The sequence below is a fragment of the Streptomyces marianii genome (assembly GCF_005795905.1).
Classification (GTDB): domain Bacteria; phylum Actinomycetota; class Actinomycetes; order Streptomycetales; family Streptomycetaceae; genus Streptomyces; species Streptomyces marianii.
In genome coordinates, this window is the sequence record NZ_VAWE01000001.1 from 1,190,100 (window position 1) to 1,206,739 (window position 16,640).

The following is a 16,640-nucleotide window of genomic DNA, read 5'->3' on the forward strand; positions in this document are numbered from 1 at the left end:
GATGCACGACGAACGGCACAGGATCGAGCAGCGCGTCGCGCGGGTACTGGAGCAGCGCATCCGGCCGTTGATCCACGCGGATTCCGTGCCACTGACCGTGGCGGCCTGGCAGGTGCCCGACGAGCCCGTGCCGTTCGAGGAGGCGCGGGAGGCCCCCTACGAGCCGTTCGCCATGGGCACCGCGTGGGGTCCGCCGTGGGGCACCACCTGGTTCCGGGTCGCCGGCGACGTGCCCGCGGAATGGGCGGGACGGCGCGTGGAGGCCTGGTTCGACCTGGGGTTCACCGGCGGCTGGCCGGGCAACCAGGCCGAGGCGCTCGTCCATCTGCCCGACGGCACACCGGTGAAGGCCGTCAACCCGCAGAACCAGTACGTGCCGGTCGCCTCCCCCGCGGCGGGTGGCGAACGGGTCGCCCTCCTGGTCGAGGCCGCCTCCAACCCGGACATCCTCAAGGACCGTTTCCGCTTCCCCACCCCCATGGGGGACAAGCGCACCGCGGGCAGCGCGCCGCTCTACACCTTCACTCGGGCCGATCTCACCGTGCTCGACGAGGAGGTCTGGCATCTGTCCCTGGACATGCAGGTGCTGCAGGAGCTGATGCTGGAACTCGGCGAGCACGAACCGCGCCGCCACGAGATCATGTACACCCTGGACCGGGCGCTTGACGTGCTCGACCTCGACGACGTGCCCGGTACGTCGGCCGGTGCCCGCGGCGTCCTCGCCGAGGCCCTCGCCCGGCCCGCCCACGCCAGCGCGCACACCCTGTCGGCGGTGGGGCACGCCCACATCGACACCGCCTGGCTGTGGCCGGTCCGGGAGACCAGGCGGAAGGCGGCCCGGACGTTCTCCAACGTCACCTCGCTGGCGAAGGAGTACCCCGAGTTGGTCTTCGCCTGCTCGCAGGCACAGCAGTACGCGTGGGTGCGGGACGACCACCCGCAGGTGTGGGCCGGGATCAAGGAGGCGGTGGCGAATGGGCAGTGGGCGCCCGTGGGCGGCATGTGGGTGGAGGCGGACGGCAATCTGCCCGGCGGCGAGGCGCTTGCCCGGCAGCTCGTGCACGGCAAGCGCTTCTTCCTCGACGAGCTGGGCGTCGAGACGCACGGGGTGTGGCTGCCGGACTCGTTCGGCTACACGGCGGCCTATCCGCAGCTCGCCAAGCTCGCCGGGATGAGCTGGTTCCTCACCCAGAAGCTGTCCTGGAACCAGACCAACAAGCTGCCCCACCACACCTTCTGGTGGGAGGGCATCGACGGCTCGCGGATCTTCACCCACTTCCCGCCCGTGGACACCTACAACGCGGTCTTCTCCGGGCGGGAGATGGCCCACGCGGTGCGCAACTACCGGGACAAGGGGCTCGGTACGCGGTCGCTGGCGCCGTTCGGCCACGGCGACGGCGGCGGAGGACCCAACCGGGAGATGCTGGAGCGGGCCCGCCGACTGGCGGACCTGGAGGGCTCGGCGAAGGTCGTCGTCGAGCACCCGGACGTCTTCTTCGAGGCGGCGCGGGCGGAGTACGCGGGCCACGCCGACGCCCCGGTGTGGTCGGGCGAGCTGTACCTGGAGCTGCACCGCGCCACCTACACCTCCCAGGCCCGCACCAAGCAGGGCAACCGCCGCAGTGAACACGCTCTGCGGGAAGCCGAGTTGTGGGCGACGGCGGCGGCCCTCCACGTGCCCGGGTACGCCTACCCCCACGCCGCGCTGGACCGGTTGTGGAAAACGGTTCTGCTGCACCAGTTCCACGACATCCTGCCCGGCTCGTCGATCGCCTGGGTCCACCGCGAGGCCGAGGCGGAGTACGCCCGGGTCGCGAGGGAACTGGAGGCGCTGACCGCGCAGGCCCTGGAGGCGGTGAGCGGGGCGGGACGGGTCGAGCCGTGGGCGTACAACGCCGGGCCCCGGGACCGGGCCGAGGTCGTACGGGTGCCGTCGGTCCTGGCCGATGTCCTCGACCCGGGGCTGCCGAGGCTGTCCGACGGCTCCGCCCCCGTGGCCGTGGAGATCCCGGCCTCCGGCTCGGCCCGGATCGTCCCGCGGGCCACGGCGCAGCCGCCGGTCAAGGTGACCAACCGGGCCCTGGACAACGGGCTCGTACGGGTCGAACTCGCCGACGACGGCACCTTCACCTCCGTACGCGACCTCGTCGCCGGCCGCGAGGTGCTGCCGCCCGGCGGCAAGGGCAACCTGCTGCGGCTGCACGGTGACCTGCCGAACCACTGGGACGCCTGGGACATCGACAGGCACTACCTGGCCCGCTACACCGACCTGCTGGAGGGGGCCACGATCAGGATCGCCGACGACAGCCCGCTGCTCGGCGCGCTGCGCGTGGAGCGGACCTTCGGCCGCGGCTCGCGGATCGTGCAGACCATCACCCTGCGGGCCGGCAGCCGCCGTGTCGACATCGACACCGAGATCGACTGGTACGAGGCGGAGAAGATCCTCAAGGCCGCCTTCCCGGTCGACGTGCACGCGGAACGCTCCACCGCGGAGATCCAGTTCGGCCACGTCCACCGGCCCACCCACACCAACACCAGTTGGGAAGCGGCCCGTTTCGAGGTCTACGGCCATCGCTGGGTGCACATCGGCGAGAACGGCTACGGCGTCGCGGTCCTCAACGACTCGACGTACGGGCACGATGTGACGCGCACGACGCGGGAGGAGGACGGCGGCACGACCACGACCGTCCGGCTGAGTCTGGTCCGTGCGCCCCGTATCCCCGACCCCGAGGCGGACCAGGGCCCGCACCGCTTCACGTACGCCCTGCTGCCCGGCGCGACGGTCGAGGAGGCGATCGCCGAGGGGTACGCGCTGAACCTGCCGCTGCGGATCGGCCCGGGCGGTGCCGCGGTGCCGCCGGTGGTGACGACGGACGGTCCCGCGGTCGTGGTGGAGGCCGTGAAGTTGGCCGACGACGGCTCGGGAGACGTCGTCGTACGGCTCTACGAGTCGCTCGGCGGCCGTGCGGCGACGGTGCTGCGCACGGGGTTCCCGGCCACGGGCGCGGTTCTGACGGATCTGCTGGAGCGGCCGTTGGAGGGGCCGCCGCTCGCGGTCGGGGACGACGGAGTGGCGCTGGGGCTTCGGCCGTTCCAGATCGTGACGGTGCGGCTGCGGCGCGAAGGCGGTTGAGACTGGGCCTGGGGCGGCTGAGGCGCCTTGGCCGACGGCCGCGGTGAAACACTGCGGCCGCCGTCGAGGCGCTGCCGCGGGCCGTCGAAGCACAGCGGCCGCCGTCGAAGCACTGCGGCCGCCGTCGAAGCACTGCGGCCGCCGTCGAGGCGCTGCCGCGGGCCGTCGAAGCCACGCGGCCGGTTCGGGCGGTGCGCCGGGAGCGGCGGCGACGGGGGCGGCCCGCGTGTCGAGGGCGGACACGCGGGTGGCCCCGGGATTGACTCACCGTATGAACAGCGCGGAACTGCTGGAAGACGCCTTCGGACGGATCAGGGAGACGGTGCACGACGCGGTCGGGGGATGCGCCCCGGACCTCCTCCACGCCCGCGTCGCCCCCGGCGCCAACACCCTCGCGTGGCTGGTGTGGCACCTCACCCGGGTCCAGGACGACCATGTGGCGGACGCCGCGGGACGGGAGCAGGTATGGCTCTCCCAGGGCTGGAAGGGCCGTTTCGGCCTGCCGTTCGCTCCGGACGCGACCGGCTACGGTCACACCCCGGCCCAGGTGGCGAAGGTGCGGGTGGAGTCGCCCGACCTGCTGCTGGGCTACCACGACGCCGTCCACGACGAGACGGTGGCATTCGTCAGGGGCCTGACCAACGCCGCTCTCGGCCGGATCGTCGACGCGTCGTGGTCCCCGCCGGTGACGCTGGGCGTGCGGCTGGTGAGCGTCATCTCCGACGACCTCCAGCACGCGGGACAGGCGGCGTTCGTCAGGGGGGTGCTGGAGCGGGGTTGAGGGGGCGGCGCCCGGGGCAGTGGGACCGGGCCGGCGGGACCGCGCGCGCATCACAGGGGCGGGCTGCCGCGACACGGGGCCGGGTCCGGCCCGCGGCGCCCGCCCGGTGCCCGCCGGCGTCGTGTCCGGACGACGTCGCGGCGACGGCCGTCGTGGTGCGCGAGACCGATTCACCACGCAGGTCGTGGCCGTCCCCGGGCTCCGTGGGGACTCAGCGCAGTGTCGAACGCTCGGTGGGTGCCAGCCGTAGCCGTTGCGGGGGCCTGGCCCACCGTTCCGAAAGGGTCGGCAGCACCTCCTCGCACCAGTGTTCCGAATGCCGCAGGCGACTCAGGTGGCGGTCGATGTGGCCTTCGTCGGGGAACCGTGCGAACCACACGAAGACCTCCTCGTTCCTCCGTACCGGTAGCGCCGGGAAGGTGTTCGCGGCGTGCTCCGACCGTAGGTACGCCAGTGGCTCGCCGCCGGTCTCGGTCAGTACGGGTCGCACGCTCTGCTGGAAGAACTCGACGAACGCCGTGTCGAACGGGCTGTGGCCGTACCAGATCGTGGCGAGGACGAGCGACGGCGGCGATGGCGCCGGCTCACCGGGGGCCGGCCGGGCGCCGACCGGCGCCGGGAACCCACCGCGCGCCGAGGCGGGCCTCAGCAGCAGCACGTCATCGGAGTCGGTCATCGTCGCGTTCGCCTCGTCGCGGTGTGCCTGCCAGACCGGCCCGCCGTAGAAGCTCTCCAGGGCCTCGGCGCGGCGCGGCATGTCCTCGAAGCCGCGGAGCCAGACGAACCGGTCGGGGTCGTCCAGGTCGCGGAACTGCCCCAGGACGGTCGCGCCTACTGCCTCTTGGGACTCGACGAACTCGCGGTCGAACAGATCGATCAGCTCGTCTCGCCGTCCCGGGTGCAGCGTGTACTGCCGCAGTTCGACGACCGGACACCGTGGACCCTGCATCGGTCTCACCCCTCGTTCAGTTGTTGGAACAACCCTTGTTACAACTGGCGTTACGGCGGTGCCGTCGACCGGTTGGCCAATCGACCAGTCGGCTAGTCGGCCAGCGTCTCGCGAAGCACATCGGCGATCGACGTGTCCGCCAGCTCCCGCCGCATGACCCGCTCGACCCGGCCGTAGACCCCGCTCAGGGCGGGCCGGATGCCTCGGCCGACCGGACACTCCGGATTGGGTTCGGCGCGGTGCAGCCCGAACGGCGGATGCGCATCGACGGCGTCATACACCTCGAGCAGCGTGATCGCCTCGGGCTCACGGGCCAGACTCCAGCCCGCACCGGCACCGTGGCGGACCTCCACGAGTCCGGCTCGCCGCAGGTCACCGAGGCTGCGCCGGATGATCACGGGGTTGGTGTTGACGCTGGCCGCGACCTGCTCCGAAGTGAGAACCTCCCGGCCACGCCGCTGCGCCAGCGCCAGCCAGGCCAGAGCGTGCGTCGCGATGGTCAATCGACTGTTCGCCGCCATCACCCCTCCTTGTTGCAACAGCTTCTGTTACATCCACCTCCGCAGTCAAGCCACGTCGATCGAGATCCACGTCCGCACGCACGGCCGCCCGTTGACCCAGTCGCAGGAAGCAGCTGCGGCGCTACGCCCGGCCGTCCCCGCGGCGCGACACACGGCCCGCGCGGGCGGCACGCCATTCTCGTGTCTCGCGGATCTCGGCCCGCACCCGGCGGGCGAAGGCGCACAGCCCCCGGAGGGCGAGGACGTTCACCAGCGCCGCGGCGGTGAGGACGAGCATCGGGCCGTAGACGTTCGGAGCGACGTCGGCGCCCGTATCCGCGCCGCCCGCCCCGGTGGCCGCCGCCGCGGCGAGGAGCAGCAGGAGAACGACGGCGTACCCCGGGAGCGTGAGGCATTGCAGCACGACGCGGGTCGGGCCGTCCGGTGCGCCCCTGAGGGCGTGGACGAACCCGGTGGCGGCCACCAGACCGACGTAGACGACCGCCGTCGTGCGAGCGGCCACCCGTGTGCGCGGCGTTCCCATGGCGGCATTCTGCCGGATGAATTGAACGCGTTCAATACCTTTCCGCCCACCGGCGGCCGAGGGCGGTTTCGCGCCAATCGGGGAGCATGGCCGGGAAACCCGACCACGGCGTTACGAGCCGAGGCCCGTTCGACACATCCGCCCCACCCGCCACACGGGCACCGGGCACATTCACACCCGACGGCGCTTTGCTCACACAAACACTTCCGGCGGGACGATAGGGAACCAGGCGTTCCAAGTGAGGTCCGGAATGCGCACACGGCTTACCGGAGAACACAGTTCCGCCCAGCCGGGACGGACGAGAGGTGCGCCGATGTGAAGCGGAAGCACGGAAGCCGCCGTTCAGGGCGGTGCCGGACCTCCGCCGAGCGGGCGGGCGGCACCCCCGGCCGCGTAAGCCGCGAAAGCGCAGCCCGGCCCCGTACAGCCATGGCCGACAGACGGTTTGCGACAGAATCGGTCGACGTTCGACGCCTTGCGGCTGCCGATTCGCCGTGGTTAGGCTCCGCTCGATTTCACTTCCCGCACATTTCCTGCACATTTGTGCGCCCTTTGCGTGCACGGGAGAAACGGCGATGGGACGGCGGGAGGTACCACCACGGCCCGAGGGGGGCAGGGCATGGATCGTGCTGCGTCTTCCGGCGACTCCGACGGCGTGGGCCTACGCGGCGAGCGGGACGGTCTCGTCGGCAAGGTTCCGGACCTGATGCCCCCCGGACCGGAGGAGCCCGACGGCAGAGCCGGCCCCCTCGACGCCCCGCGTGACATCGGGCTGCTGTGGAGTTCCAACGCCGCCGACGCCCTCGGCACCCAGATGTCGGGCGTCGCCTTCCCGCTGCTCCTCCTCGGACTCGGTCACCCGCCGACGACGGTCGGGCTCCTCGCCGGCGCGGGCATGCTCGTCACGCTGGTCTGCGGACCCGTCGTGGCGGTGGCGGCGGACCGGGGCCTGCGCAAACCCGTGATGGCCGGTTCCGCCGCGGTGGCCGCGGCGGCCATGGGGGCGGTGGCCCTGTCCGTGGCGGCCGGCCGGCCTCCGTTCGCGCTGCTGCTCGGCGCACTGCTCGTGGAGCGCACGGCCACCGCGTGCTTCGAGGCCGCCGCGCGCGGCACCGTCGCGCTCGTCGCCGCGCCGCACGAGGTGCCCCGCGTCGTGGCCGGTCTGGAGGCCGGCGACCGCGCCGCGCTCGTGGCAGGGCCGCTCCTCGGCGGGGTGCTGTACCAGCTCTCCCGGCCCCTCCCGTTCGCTGCCGACGCGCTCTCGTACGTGGTGACGGCGCTGTGCGTACGGTCCATGCGCTCCGATCTGCGGGCCGGCCCAACGGCGCCCGCGTCCGCGGCGGACGACGCGCGGGCGGCCGCGCCCGTACCCGCCCGTGCCCGGGAGGCCACCCCGGCCCCGGACGCACCTCGGCCGCCCGGCGCACCGGCCGCCGCGGCAGACGGCTGCGCGCCCGCCCCTGACGCCCGGTCCGCCGGGACGCCCACGCCGCTGCGCGCGCTGCGGTCGTACGCCCACGAGACCGTCGCCGGCCTCACCCTGCTCCGTGCCGCACCCCGCCTCCGTCTCGTGCTCGTCTGGACCACGACGGTCAACGCGGCGCTGGCGGCCCTCTACTTCTCCGCCCTGTTCGCACTGCAGGACGACGGCGGGCCGGTCGCGATGGGGCTGGTGCTGGCGGTGTCCGGCGGCGCCGGGCTCGTGGGCGCCCTCGCCGCACCCGCCGTCGTACGGCGACTGGGCGGCGCGCGGACGCTGGTGGCCGTGACCTGGCTGACGGTGCTCCCCGCCGCCGGCCTCGCCGTGGCGGGGTCACCCTGGAGCCTCGGGCTCTGCTTCGGGGCGTTCTGCCTTCTGCTCGCCCCGGCCACCGTGGTCGTCCAGTCCGCCGCGATCGCCGAGACCCCGCACCATCTCCAGGCGAGGACGGGCGCGTTGCTGGCCACGGCGGTCGTGGGTGCGGGCGCCGGTTCACCGGTGGTCGCCGGGGCGCTCGCGACACATTCCGGGCCCGCGGCGGCCCCGGCACTCTGCGCCCTGGCGCTCGCGCTCCTCGCCCTGTTCACCGGTCTGCGGGCCGGACGTCTGCGCCCCGGAGGCCGACCGTGACCCGACCCTCCGCCGCCGACGCCCGGCACCGCCCCGCCGAGGTGCCCGCCGACGCGGCGCCCGACGAGGCCACCGCCGTCGGCGAGCGCCCCGCCCCCCGCTTCCGGACCTACCGCGCCGAGCTGCCGGACGTCTGCCCCACCGACCCCACGCGAATGACGTTCACCGCCGATGCCGACGGACGCTGCCAGGTCTTCACCTGGGACGCCACGACGGGTACGGCGGAGCAGGTGACGGACCGTCCGGGCGGCACGCTGCACTGCGCCATCGACCACGAGGCCCGGGTGTGGTGGTTCGACGAGGACGCCGAGGGCCGCGGCCACTGGCGGTTCCGGCCTTTCGAGGGGGGCGAGGACCGGCCCGGTCTGGAGGGCGTTCCGGACGGCACCCCACGAGGGCTCGGCCTCGCCTCCTGCGGCACGGTCGCCGTCGCCACGGCCGCGGACGACGGCACCACCGTCCACGTCGGCCGGCGCGGGGGCCGGGCCCGCACCGTGACACGCTTCGAGGGTCACGCCGTGCTCACGGGGATCTCACCGGACGGGCGGCACCTCGCCGTCGGCGGCCCGGCGGGATCCGATCGCGCGGTGACCGTGCTGTCCCCGGACGGCACGGTACAGGCGGCGCTGCGCGGCGGCGGGCACGGCGGGGAACTGTGGGCGCTCGGCTTCCGGCCGGCGGACGGCACCGACACCACCCGCGCGGACGACCGCAGCGTCCGCGACGGCGACGACGGCACCGAACTGCTGCTCGTCCGGCAGCACCGAGACCGTTACGTCCTCGCGGTCTGGCGTCCCGGATCCGGAGTGCGCACCTGGGAGTGGTGCGCTTTCGACACGGAGATCACCGCCTCCTGGTACCCCGACGGCGGCAGCGTGCTGGTCCGGCAGGAACGCCACGGCCGCAGCCTGCTCCACCGCGCCGACCCCCGCCGGCGTTCGGTCACCGCCGTGCCGACACCGCCCGGGACCCTGCTGGCCGCGGCCGTGCGGCCCGGCGGGGACGTGCACTGCCTGTGGACGTCGGCCTCGCGGCCGCCCCGGATGCTGTCGTCCGCGGGCACCCGGCTGCCGCCGCTCGGGACCGTCGAAGGCTCCGTACCCGGCGACCACCGCGAGGTGTGGACCCCGGGCCCGGACGGCCCGGTGCACAGCCTGCTCGCGCTGCCGGACGACGTGCTCCCGGCCCCGGCGGTGTTCCTGGTGCACGGCGGTCCGGCGGACCACGACCGCGACGCCTACGACGGTGTCGTGCACTCCCTGGTGGCCTCCGGCTTCGCGGTCGTACGCGTCAACTACCGGGGCTCCACGGGCTACGGGCCGCGCTGGCGGCGCGCGTACCCGGCGGGCGTGGGCCTGACCCAGGTGCAGGACCTCGCCTCCGTACGGGCCGACCTGGTCCACCGCGGTCTGGTGAGAGCCGAAGCGACCGCCCTGTGGGGCAGTTCGTGGGGCGGGTACCTGGCGCTTCTCGCGGCCGGCGTCGACCCCGCCCTGTGGCGCGCCGTCGTCGCGGTGAAGCCGGTCGCCGACTGCGCGGCCGCCCACCGCACCGCCACGCCCGCGCTGCGTGCCCTCGACGAGCGGCTGTTCGGCGGCACGCCGGAGACGATGCCCGAGGCGTACGCCCGCAGCTCCCCCGTGAGCTACGTGTCCCGCGTACGCGCCCCGCTGCTCGTCGTCGCGGCCGAGCGCGACGACAAGTGCCCGCCGGGGCAGGTGCGCGACTACCTGCGGGCCCTCGCCAGCGCGGGCGTGCGGCACACGGCCATGTGGCTGGACACGGGGCACGACGGCTACGACGGGCGCGACCACGTCGCCGTGCTGCGCCGCGCCATCGGCTTCCTGGACCGCGAACTGCGCCGCGCCCGGCACCCGGGCTCGCGCGCCCCGGCCGGGGGGGCCGGGCACACCTAGACATCCCGCTCCGACCGGAGGGGGATCCCGGCCGGCCGCCGGCGTCGGCGGCACCGGGGCAGGCACCACATCTGCGCACCGGAGAGAGGAGGACACCGTGCATAAGGACGTCATCAACAACGACCCGCTGGCGGGTGACGAGGAGAACCGCAAGCCGAGCGTCGGGATCACCATCACGATCCCGTTCCGCAACGCCGAGGACTCCGAAGAGGACTGACCCGGCCCGGCCGGCCCGGCGCACGCCCCGGGCCGGCCGGCACCGACGAAGCCCCGCGTCCGCCCGGCGTGACGACCGACCGCCGGGCGGACCGGCCCGGACCCGCCGCCCCAGCACCCAACGTCCCACCGTTCGAGGACCGTCAAGGAGCCGAAGTGCGCGTACTGCTGGTCAACATGCCCTGGTCCCCCATCGACCTGCCCTCACTCGCCCTCGGCATCCTCAAGCGCAGCATCGACGAGCGGGTCCCGGGAGCCACGGCCGAGGTCCTGCACGCCAACCTGGACTTCACCGACTGGATCACCGCCCGCCGGGAGTTCGCCGCCGACGACTACGGGTACTACTCCCTGTCGTCCTACTTCATGGGATGCGGCGACTGGGTGTTCTCCTCGGCGCTGTACGGCGACCCTTCGTGGCGGGAGGACGAGTTCGCGTCGGTGATGAAGGGCAAGCTGCGCGGGTCGCGGATGCGGATGACCCGGGAGCTGCACCGTGAAGTGCCCGCGTTCGTGGAGGAGATCGCCCGGCGCATCGTCGAGCACGCCCCCGACGTCGTCGGCTTCACCTCCACCTTCCAGCAGAACACCGCGGCCCTCGCGGCCGCCCGCCACGTCAAGCGGCTCGCACCGCACGTCGTCACCGTCATGGGCGGGGCCAACTGCGATGCCGAACAGGGCGCCGCGGTCCACCGGAACTTCCCGTTCGTGGACCACGTCGTGCGCGGCGAGGGCGAGACCGCGTTCCCGGAACTGGTGAGGGCACTGGCCGAGGGGCGTACCGATCTCGGCGGCATCCCGGGCCTGTGCCACCGGGCCGCGGACGGCGGCAGCGTCGTCAACCCGATGGCCACCGCGCCACTGCCGCCCGCCCACATCCTCCCGCCCGACTACAGCGGCTACTTCGAGTGCCTGGCCGCCTCCGTGGCGCGCAACTGGGTGGAGCCGAAACTGGTCGTCGAAGGCGCCCGCGGCTGCTGGTGGGGCGAGAAGCACCACTGCACGTTCTGCGGTCTCAACGGTTCCTTCATGCAGTTCCGCAGCAAGAGCCCGGAGGTCTTCTACGAGGAGATCATGGAACTGGCCCGGCGCCACCGGGTCCTGGACATGTACGTCGTCGACAACATCCTCGACATGGGCTACCTGAGCACCGTACTTCCGCGGATCATCGACAGCGGCTACGACCTGCGGCTGCACATCGAGATCAAGGCCAATATGCGTCGGACCCAGCTGCGCACCCTGTCCGACGCGGGTCTGATCTACGTCCAGCCCGGTATCGAGAGCCTCAACAACCGGGTGCTCGACCTGATGGACAAGGGCGTCAGCGGGTGCCAGAACGTGCGCATGCTCCGCGACGGAGCCGAGACGGGCCTGGCGGTCTCCTGGAACTACCTGCACGGCTTCCCCGGCGAGACCGCGGAGGACTACGAGCCGGTCATCGCGCAGATTCCCGCCCTGGAGCACCTCGACCCGCCGGTCGACCTGTCCGCCCGGATCGCGATCGAGCGGTTCAGCCCGTACTTCAACCGCCCCGAACTCGGCTTCACCGGGCTGCGCCCCGAGGCGCACTACCGCTTCACCTACGACCTGCCCGAGGAGGAGCTGTACGACCTCGCCTACGTCTTCGAGGCCCCGGCGCGCGGCATCGGCGAGCCGACCGTCTCCGCCCTCAACGAGGCGCTGGCCGGCTGGAAGAAGCACCACACCGACGCCAGGCTGACGCACACCGACCTCGGTGACCGGATCGTGCTCGTCAGCCGGCGCCGCGCGTTCCCGTGGCGCGCGTGGGAACTGGCCGATCCGTTCGAGGTCGCGCTGTTCCGGCTGCTGGACCAGCCGCACGCACCGGCCGCGCTCGCCCGCAAGGCGGCGGCCCGTGTCCCGGGCGACCCGCGCGGCCAGGAGGAGGTGGAGCGGATCCTGGACGAGTGGGTCGCCCGGGGCATCGTCTTCACCGACGGCGGCCAGTACGTGCACATCGCCCCGGCCGCGGTGAACGAGGACCTGCTGCGGCTGGACTTCATGCGGCACCTGCACACCGCGGGTGCCGCCGCGCCGAAGCCTGCCGGCGGGGGCGGGTCCGAAGGGGACGCCTGGGCGGACGGCGGTGACCGCGGCAGTGCGGACGCGCCCCGCGACACCGTCCAGCCACCCGTCTCGGTGTGACCCACAGCCCGGTACCCGCGCTCCCAGGAGGCCCCATGACCAGCGCAGTCCACCCCCCGAGCACCACCGCCGACGACGTCCCGCTGACGGTCACCGCCTGGCGCGACTACGACCCGGACGCCTGTGCCCTGCCCGGTATGGCGCTCGGCAGCCACCGTCTCTCGGGCCCGATGAACGAGGAGACCGACCGACTGTGGGGCCTCGGGGCCCGGCGGGTCGTGGTGCCCCGCACCATCGACCTGACCCCCGCGGCCAACGCCGCGGCCACCGCCGCACGCCGCACGGTGCGGTCGCTGTGCCTGGTCCGGGACCTGACCGCACGCGCCGTGCTCGTCGAATGGCGGCTGCGGGCCGGGCCCGGCGACGAGGAGACGTGGAAGCTGCTCAGCCATCTCCAGCCGCCGCAGCGGCTGGAGGGCCCGGACCGGGCGGAGGAACAGCTGCTCGCCTGGCGGAGCAGCCACTACCTGTGCAAGTGCCTGTGGCGGCAGGGCCCCGGTTTCCTCCAGATCCGCGACCGCCGCTGGGGCGACCTGCGCCGCTTCACCTGCGACGAACAGCACTACCACGACGCCATCGCCCGGCTGGACCACGGCGCCCCGGCGGCCGACGTGCCCCCGGACGCGCTGGCCGACTTCACCGAGGAGCATCTCGTGCTGCGCGTCGGCGAGCTGGCCTGGTGGCTGCCGTACCGGGTGAAACGCTGGATCCAGGAGGCGATGGCGATCTGAGCCGGCGGCCGGGGGCACGGCGCGGCCGGGGTCGGCGGCGAGGTCGCGCCGTTTCGGACGTCGGCGTTCCCGCTCGCGCAGTGCGGGTACCGCCCGCTCGGTGAGGTCGCCCGGTACGAGGCGACTCTGGTGGGCGGCGGATCCGTTCCGTCGGCGGCAAGCAGCCCGACGTCCGGTGCTGTGCGACTTGCTGGGCGGTGTGTGGGACTGGCGCTGCTACGTCTGCGGCACGAGGTGCACGGCGCCCGTCGGGTGCTCCGTGGTGGTGGATGGGCCGACGAGCGCCGGAGCCACCGGGCGTGGGTGCGGCGGCGCAGCCATCCGGCCTTCCGGATCGCCGACGTGGGATTCCGCGTCGCGCGCTCCGTACCGCTGCCTCGGCCGCAGCAGCCGCACCTCGTGTATGCCCTAGCGGACGCGGGCGACGCCCGCGTAGCCCGGGATGGGGTCGTCGCCCGTGACGGCGACGGCCTCACCGAGCTCCGGGTGCCATTCGGCGGTCAGCGACACTCCGGGCTCGACGAGGTCGAGACCGTCGAAGAACCGGGTGAACTCCTCACGGGAGCGGGGGCGCAGGGTGAGTCCCCGCTCCTTGTACATCGCCCGGGCCAGGGCGGCCTTCTCGGGGTCGAAGTCGCCGGTGGTCTGGGACAGCACGAGGTAGCTGCCGGGGGCGAGCCGGCTCACGAGCCGGTTCACCAGTTCGTAGGCGCCGTCCTCGTCGTCCACGAAGTGCAGCAGGGCGAGCAGCGACAGGGCGATGGGGCGGTCGAAGTCGAGGACCTTGCCGGCCGCCTCCAGGATGGCCTCCGGCCGGCGGGCGTCGGCCTGGATGTACTCGGTCGCGCCTTCGGGGGTGCTGCGCAGCAGTGCCTCGGCGTGGGCGAGGACGATCGGGTCGTTGTCGCAGTAGACGACGCGGGACTCGGGGGCGACGTCCTGGGCTATCTGGTGGAGGTTGGGCTCGGTGGGGATACCGGTGCCGACGTCGAGGTACTGGCGGATGCCGTTGCCGCCGAGCCAGCGCGTGGCGCGGTGCATGAAGGCCCGGTTGACCCGGGCCATGTCGCGGCCGCGCGCGTCGAGCTTGAGGAGCTGCTTGGCCATCTCCTCGTCGACCGGGTAGTTGTCCTTGCCGCCGAGGAACCAGTCGTACATCCGGGCCGGGTGCGGCTTGCTGGTGTCGATGCGTACGGCGGCGGGGTCTTGCCCGGTCATCTGGCGCCTCCAGGTGGTCGAGGGTGTGGCGGTGGACGGACGAACTGCATGTACTGCGAACGCTGCTGACGCTGAGTCAGGTACCTGCCGGGGCGGGCCCGGGGTCCTCAGCCGATCATGTCAGGAGGAAGTCCGCCTGACCGGACTTGGCGCCCTGGATGAAGGCGGCGATCTCGCCGTGGGTGTAGATGAGCGCGGGGCCGTCGGGATCGGCGGACTGGCGTACCGCGACCCTGCCGTCGGCCAGTTTCATGGCCTCGATGCAGTTGCCGCCGTTGCCACCGCTCCACGGCTTGTACCAGCCCTCCGAGCCGAGTTCCCGGGCGGGCATGCCGTTGTATATGCGGTCCATTCACAGCTCCTTGCGGACGCTCCGGAGGAGGCCCTTCGTGCGTTGTGCGGTGGCGGCCTGGGCCGCCATGCGGTCCATGACCTCCAGGTGCGAGGCCACCTCGGGGCGAGCGTCGAGGTAGACCGCGCCGGTGAGGTACTCGCTGTAGACCATGTCGGGCAGTTCGGGCACGGCGAAGCGGAAGAGCACGAACGGCCCGTAGGTGCCGGCGTGGGGTCCGGTCGCGAACTCCGCGACCTGGAGGGTGATGTTGGGCCGCTCGGCCGCTTCGAGCAGCCGGTCGATCTGGGCCCGCATCACCTTCGGTCCGCCCACCGGGCGGCGCAGCGCCGTCTCGTCCATGATCACCCAGAATCTGGGTGCGTCGGACCTGCCGAGCAGCCCCTGACGCTCCATGCGCAGGGCGACGTGCCGCTCGATGTCCTCGGCACTGGTGGCGCCGAGGGCTCCGCTGTGCATGACACCGCGGGCGTAGTCCTCGGTCTGGAGGAGCCCGGGGACGAAGTGCGGTTCGTACGCGCGGATGAGGCTCGCCGCCCCCTCCAGGCTCACGTACATGCTGAACCAGCCGGGGAGCACATCGTGGAAACGCTGCCACCAGCCGGGCTTGTTGGCGTCCTCGGCGAGCTGGACGAAGCCCTCGGCCTCGTCCTCGGGGACGCCGTACGCCCCCAGGAGGAGCTGGACGTAGGGGATTTTGAGAGCGACTTCCGCCGTCTCCATCCGGCGGATGGTGGCGGGGGCCACGCGGAGGACCTTGGCGGCCTCCTCGCGTCTCAGGCCGGCTCGCTCCCGCAGATCCTGCAGTCGCTTGCCCAGTACGACCTGCCCCACCGTGGGGGCGGACCGCGGCTCGCTCACTACAGACCTCCCCAGCGCCCTGTTCTCGAATGTGCACGACCCGACGCCACGACTCGGTGTCACGACGAGTGTGCCATGCCACCCTGTCCCAGGACCCGGCACTCTGCAATTTTCAGAGTGCCTCTTGCCAAGTGTCGGCTTCGGAGGGAGAGTGACTCGGTGAACCAGTTCACGAGGCTGCCGCGCCTTGCCCGGGGAGAGGCATGTACGGCACTGCTTCCCCACCGTTAAGGATTGGTCGTGGCTCCTGGTAACACGCTCAGGCCCGTACTCGCGGTGCCGCGCCAGCCGGCTTCCTCAGTGCCGGCGGTCCGCCGCTTCGGGTTCGAGCTCCCCGGCCGGGCCGACTCGGTCGCACGCGCCAGGCACCTGATCCAGGAGCGCATGATGCGCTGGGGGGTCGACAGCAGCCACTTCGACACGGTCGTGCTGGTCGCCTCCGAACTGTTCACCAACGCCGTCGTGCACACCGCGAGCCAGCGCGTCCTGTGCGAACTGCACGACGTGCCGGGCCAGTTGCGCATAGCGGTGCAGGACGAGGGCTGCCCGCCGGGCGAGCCGCGACTGCGCCGGGTCTCCGCCGAGGAGGGCGGGCGCGGACTGCTGCTGGTGGACGCGGTCAGCAGCGCCTGGGGAGCGCACGACGCGCACCCCGGTCCGGGCCGGGTCGTCTGGGCCGAGCTCGCGCTGGGACGGCCGTGCTGAGGTCGATGGCCGGCCTGCTCTCCCGGGGGCGCGACGACACCCGGGGGCAGCTGCGCCTCGACGTGCCGCCGGGACTGCCGGCCACGCTCGGTCACGATGCGGTGGGCCTGCCCGTACGGCACGGCCGCCGACTGCTGTCCCGCCTCCCCCGCACGGGCTGTGTCTACTCGGACACGGACTGGATGTGGTGGATCGTTCCGGCCGGCTCCGACCAGGACCTGGCGTGGCCGCTGCCCGCGTACTACTCGCCCGGTGCGTACGTACCGGCCGAGGGGCCCCGGCTGATCCACTGGCCCGAGGACGCGAGCCCCTACACCCCGCCCATTCCGCTGTACCTCATGGTCTGCCAGATCACGGGCGTGGCGCCCGCATGGGCACGCTGCGGATCCAGGAGCACACAGGGGGTGTGAACGGCCCGGCCGGACCGCCGACCCGGCCGGCCACGACTCCCCGCCCCTTTC

The 16,640-nt window shown here is 72.9% G+C and carries 14 protein-coding genes; 8 read left to right on the top strand and 6 right to left on the bottom strand.

What is annotated here, in order from left to right:
* Position 1: 1 nt before the first annotated feature.
* Together FEF34_RS05455 and FEF34_RS05460 are read left to right on the top strand one after the other, a co-directional pair.
* Entirely contained in the window at positions 2–3,133 is a 3,132-nt protein-coding gene (locus FEF34_RS05455) for an alpha-mannosidase (RefSeq protein WP_138052099.1), read from the top strand.
* 271 nt (positions 3,134–3,404) lie between these two features.
* The gene (locus FEF34_RS05460) at positions 3,405–3,914 is read left to right on the top strand and encodes a mycothiol transferase (RefSeq protein WP_138052100.1); all 510 of its coding nucleotides are present in this window, start codon (positions 3,405–3,407) and stop codon (positions 3,912–3,914) included.
* A 211-nt stretch (positions 3,915–4,125) separates the two neighbouring features.
* Here FEF34_RS05460 and FEF34_RS05465 read toward each other — a convergent pair whose 3' ends face one another.
* The 3 genes from FEF34_RS05465 to FEF34_RS05475 all read right to left on the bottom strand — a co-directional run bounded on the left by FEF34_RS05465 (position 4,126) and on the right by FEF34_RS05475 (position 5,907).
* Entirely contained in the window at positions 4,126–4,863 is a 738-nt protein-coding gene (locus tag FEF34_RS05465; RefSeq protein ID WP_138052101.1) for an NIPSNAP family protein, read from the bottom strand.
* 92 nt (positions 4,864–4,955) lie between these two features.
* Entirely contained in the window at positions 4,956–5,384 is a 429-nt protein-coding gene (locus tag FEF34_RS05470) for an Rrf2 family transcriptional regulator (protein ID WP_138052102.1), read from the bottom strand.
* A 121-nt stretch (positions 5,385–5,505) separates the two neighbouring features.
* Positions 5,506–5,907, bottom strand: coding sequence for a hypothetical protein (locus tag FEF34_RS05475; protein ID WP_138052103.1), 402 nt, complete (start codon positions 5,905–5,907; stop codon positions 5,506–5,508).
* 619 nt (positions 5,908–6,526) lie between these two features.
* Here FEF34_RS05475 and FEF34_RS05480 point away from each other — a divergent pair.
* The 4 genes from FEF34_RS05480 to FEF34_RS05495 all read left to right on the top strand — a co-directional run bounded on the left by FEF34_RS05480 (position 6,527) and on the right by FEF34_RS05495 (position 13,043).
* On the top strand, positions 6,527–8,017 hold the full coding sequence (locus FEF34_RS05480; RefSeq protein ID WP_138052104.1) for an MFS transporter: 1,491 nt from the start codon (positions 6,527–6,529) through the stop codon (positions 8,015–8,017).
* The gene (locus tag FEF34_RS05485; protein ID WP_325063620.1) at positions 8,014–9,933 is read left to right on the top strand and encodes a S9 family peptidase; all 1,920 of its coding nucleotides are present in this window, start codon (positions 8,014–8,016) and stop codon (positions 9,931–9,933) included. Before FEF34_RS05480 ends, FEF34_RS05485 begins: the two co-directional genes overlap by 4 nt.
* A gap of 372 nt (positions 9,934–10,305) precedes the next feature.
* A complete protein-coding gene (locus FEF34_RS05490) occupies positions 10,306–12,312 on the top strand; it encodes a RiPP maturation radical SAM C-methyltransferase (RefSeq protein WP_138052105.1) in 2,007 nt (668 codons plus the stop codon).
* Between the two features lie 35 nt (positions 12,313–12,347).
* Complete coding sequence (locus FEF34_RS05495; protein WP_138052106.1) at positions 12,348–13,043, top strand: DUF5825 family protein; 696 nt, start codon at positions 12,348–12,350, stop codon at positions 13,041–13,043.
* Between the two features lie 408 nt (positions 13,044–13,451).
* Here FEF34_RS05495 and FEF34_RS05505 read toward each other — a convergent pair whose 3' ends face one another.
* The 3 genes from FEF34_RS05505 to FEF34_RS05515 all read right to left on the bottom strand — a co-directional run bounded on the left by FEF34_RS05505 (position 13,452) and on the right by FEF34_RS05515 (position 15,474).
* Positions 13,452–14,261 (bottom strand): SAM-dependent methyltransferase, encoded by an 810-nt coding sequence (locus tag FEF34_RS05505; RefSeq protein ID WP_138052107.1) that lies wholly within the window; start codon positions 14,259–14,261, stop codon positions 13,452–13,454.
* Between the two features lie 115 nt (positions 14,262–14,376).
* The gene (locus FEF34_RS05510) at positions 14,377–14,613 is read right to left on the bottom strand and encodes a DUF397 domain-containing protein (RefSeq protein WP_138052108.1); all 237 of its coding nucleotides are present in this window, start codon (positions 14,611–14,613) and stop codon (positions 14,377–14,379) included.
* On the bottom strand, positions 14,614–15,474 hold the full coding sequence (locus FEF34_RS05515; protein WP_138052109.1) for a helix-turn-helix domain-containing protein: 861 nt from the start codon (positions 15,472–15,474) through the stop codon (positions 14,614–14,616).
* A gap of 240 nt (positions 15,475–15,714) precedes the next feature.
* Here FEF34_RS05515 and FEF34_RS05520 point away from each other — a divergent pair, with 240 nt between their 5' ends.
* Both FEF34_RS05520 and FEF34_RS05525 read left to right on the top strand, forming a co-directional pair.
* Positions 15,715–16,179: an ATP-binding protein gene (locus FEF34_RS05520; RefSeq protein ID WP_234042284.1), complete on the top strand. Its 465-nt coding sequence runs from the start codon at positions 15,715–15,717 to the stop codon at positions 16,177–16,179.
* 5 nt (positions 16,180–16,184) lie between these two features.
* The gene (locus FEF34_RS05525) at positions 16,185–16,589 is read left to right on the top strand and encodes a hypothetical protein (protein ID WP_138052110.1); all 405 of its coding nucleotides are present in this window, start codon (positions 16,185–16,187) and stop codon (positions 16,587–16,589) included.
* Positions 16,590–16,640: the final 51 nt, after the last annotated feature.

What these genes read in the sequence shown, in the direction of transcription:
- FEF34_RS05455 (WP_138052099.1), top strand. Translation starts at nt 2, where the DNA reads ATGCACGACGAACGGCACAGGATCGAGCAGCGCGTCGCGCGGGTACTG.
- FEF34_RS05460 (WP_138052100.1), top strand. Translation starts at nt 3,405, where the DNA reads ATGAACAGCGCGGAACTGCTGGAAGACGCCTTCGGACGGATCAGGGAG.
- FEF34_RS05465 (WP_138052101.1), bottom strand. Translation starts at nt 4,863, where the DNA reads ATGCAGGGTCCACGGTGTCCGGTCGTCGAACTGCGGCAGTACACGCTG.
- FEF34_RS05470 (WP_138052102.1), bottom strand. Translation starts at nt 5,384, where the DNA reads ATGGCGGCGAACAGTCGATTGACCATCGCGACGCACGCTCTGGCCTGG.
- FEF34_RS05475 (WP_138052103.1), bottom strand. Translation starts at nt 5,907, where the DNA reads ATGGGAACGCCGCGCACACGGGTGGCCGCTCGCACGACGGCGGTCGTC.
- FEF34_RS05480 (WP_138052104.1), top strand. Translation starts at nt 6,527, where the DNA reads ATGGATCGTGCTGCGTCTTCCGGCGACTCCGACGGCGTGGGCCTACGC.
- FEF34_RS05495 (WP_138052106.1), top strand. Translation starts at nt 12,348, where the DNA reads ATGACCAGCGCAGTCCACCCCCCGAGCACCACCGCCGACGACGTCCCG.
- FEF34_RS05505 (WP_138052107.1), bottom strand. Translation starts at nt 14,261, where the DNA reads ATGACCGGGCAAGACCCCGCCGCCGTACGCATCGACACCAGCAAGCCG.
- FEF34_RS05510 (WP_138052108.1), bottom strand. Translation starts at nt 14,613, where the DNA reads ATGGACCGCATATACAACGGCATGCCCGCCCGGGAACTCGGCTCGGAG.
- FEF34_RS05525 (WP_138052110.1), top strand. Translation starts at nt 16,185, where the DNA reads ATGGCCGGCCTGCTCTCCCGGGGGCGCGACGACACCCGGGGGCAGCTG.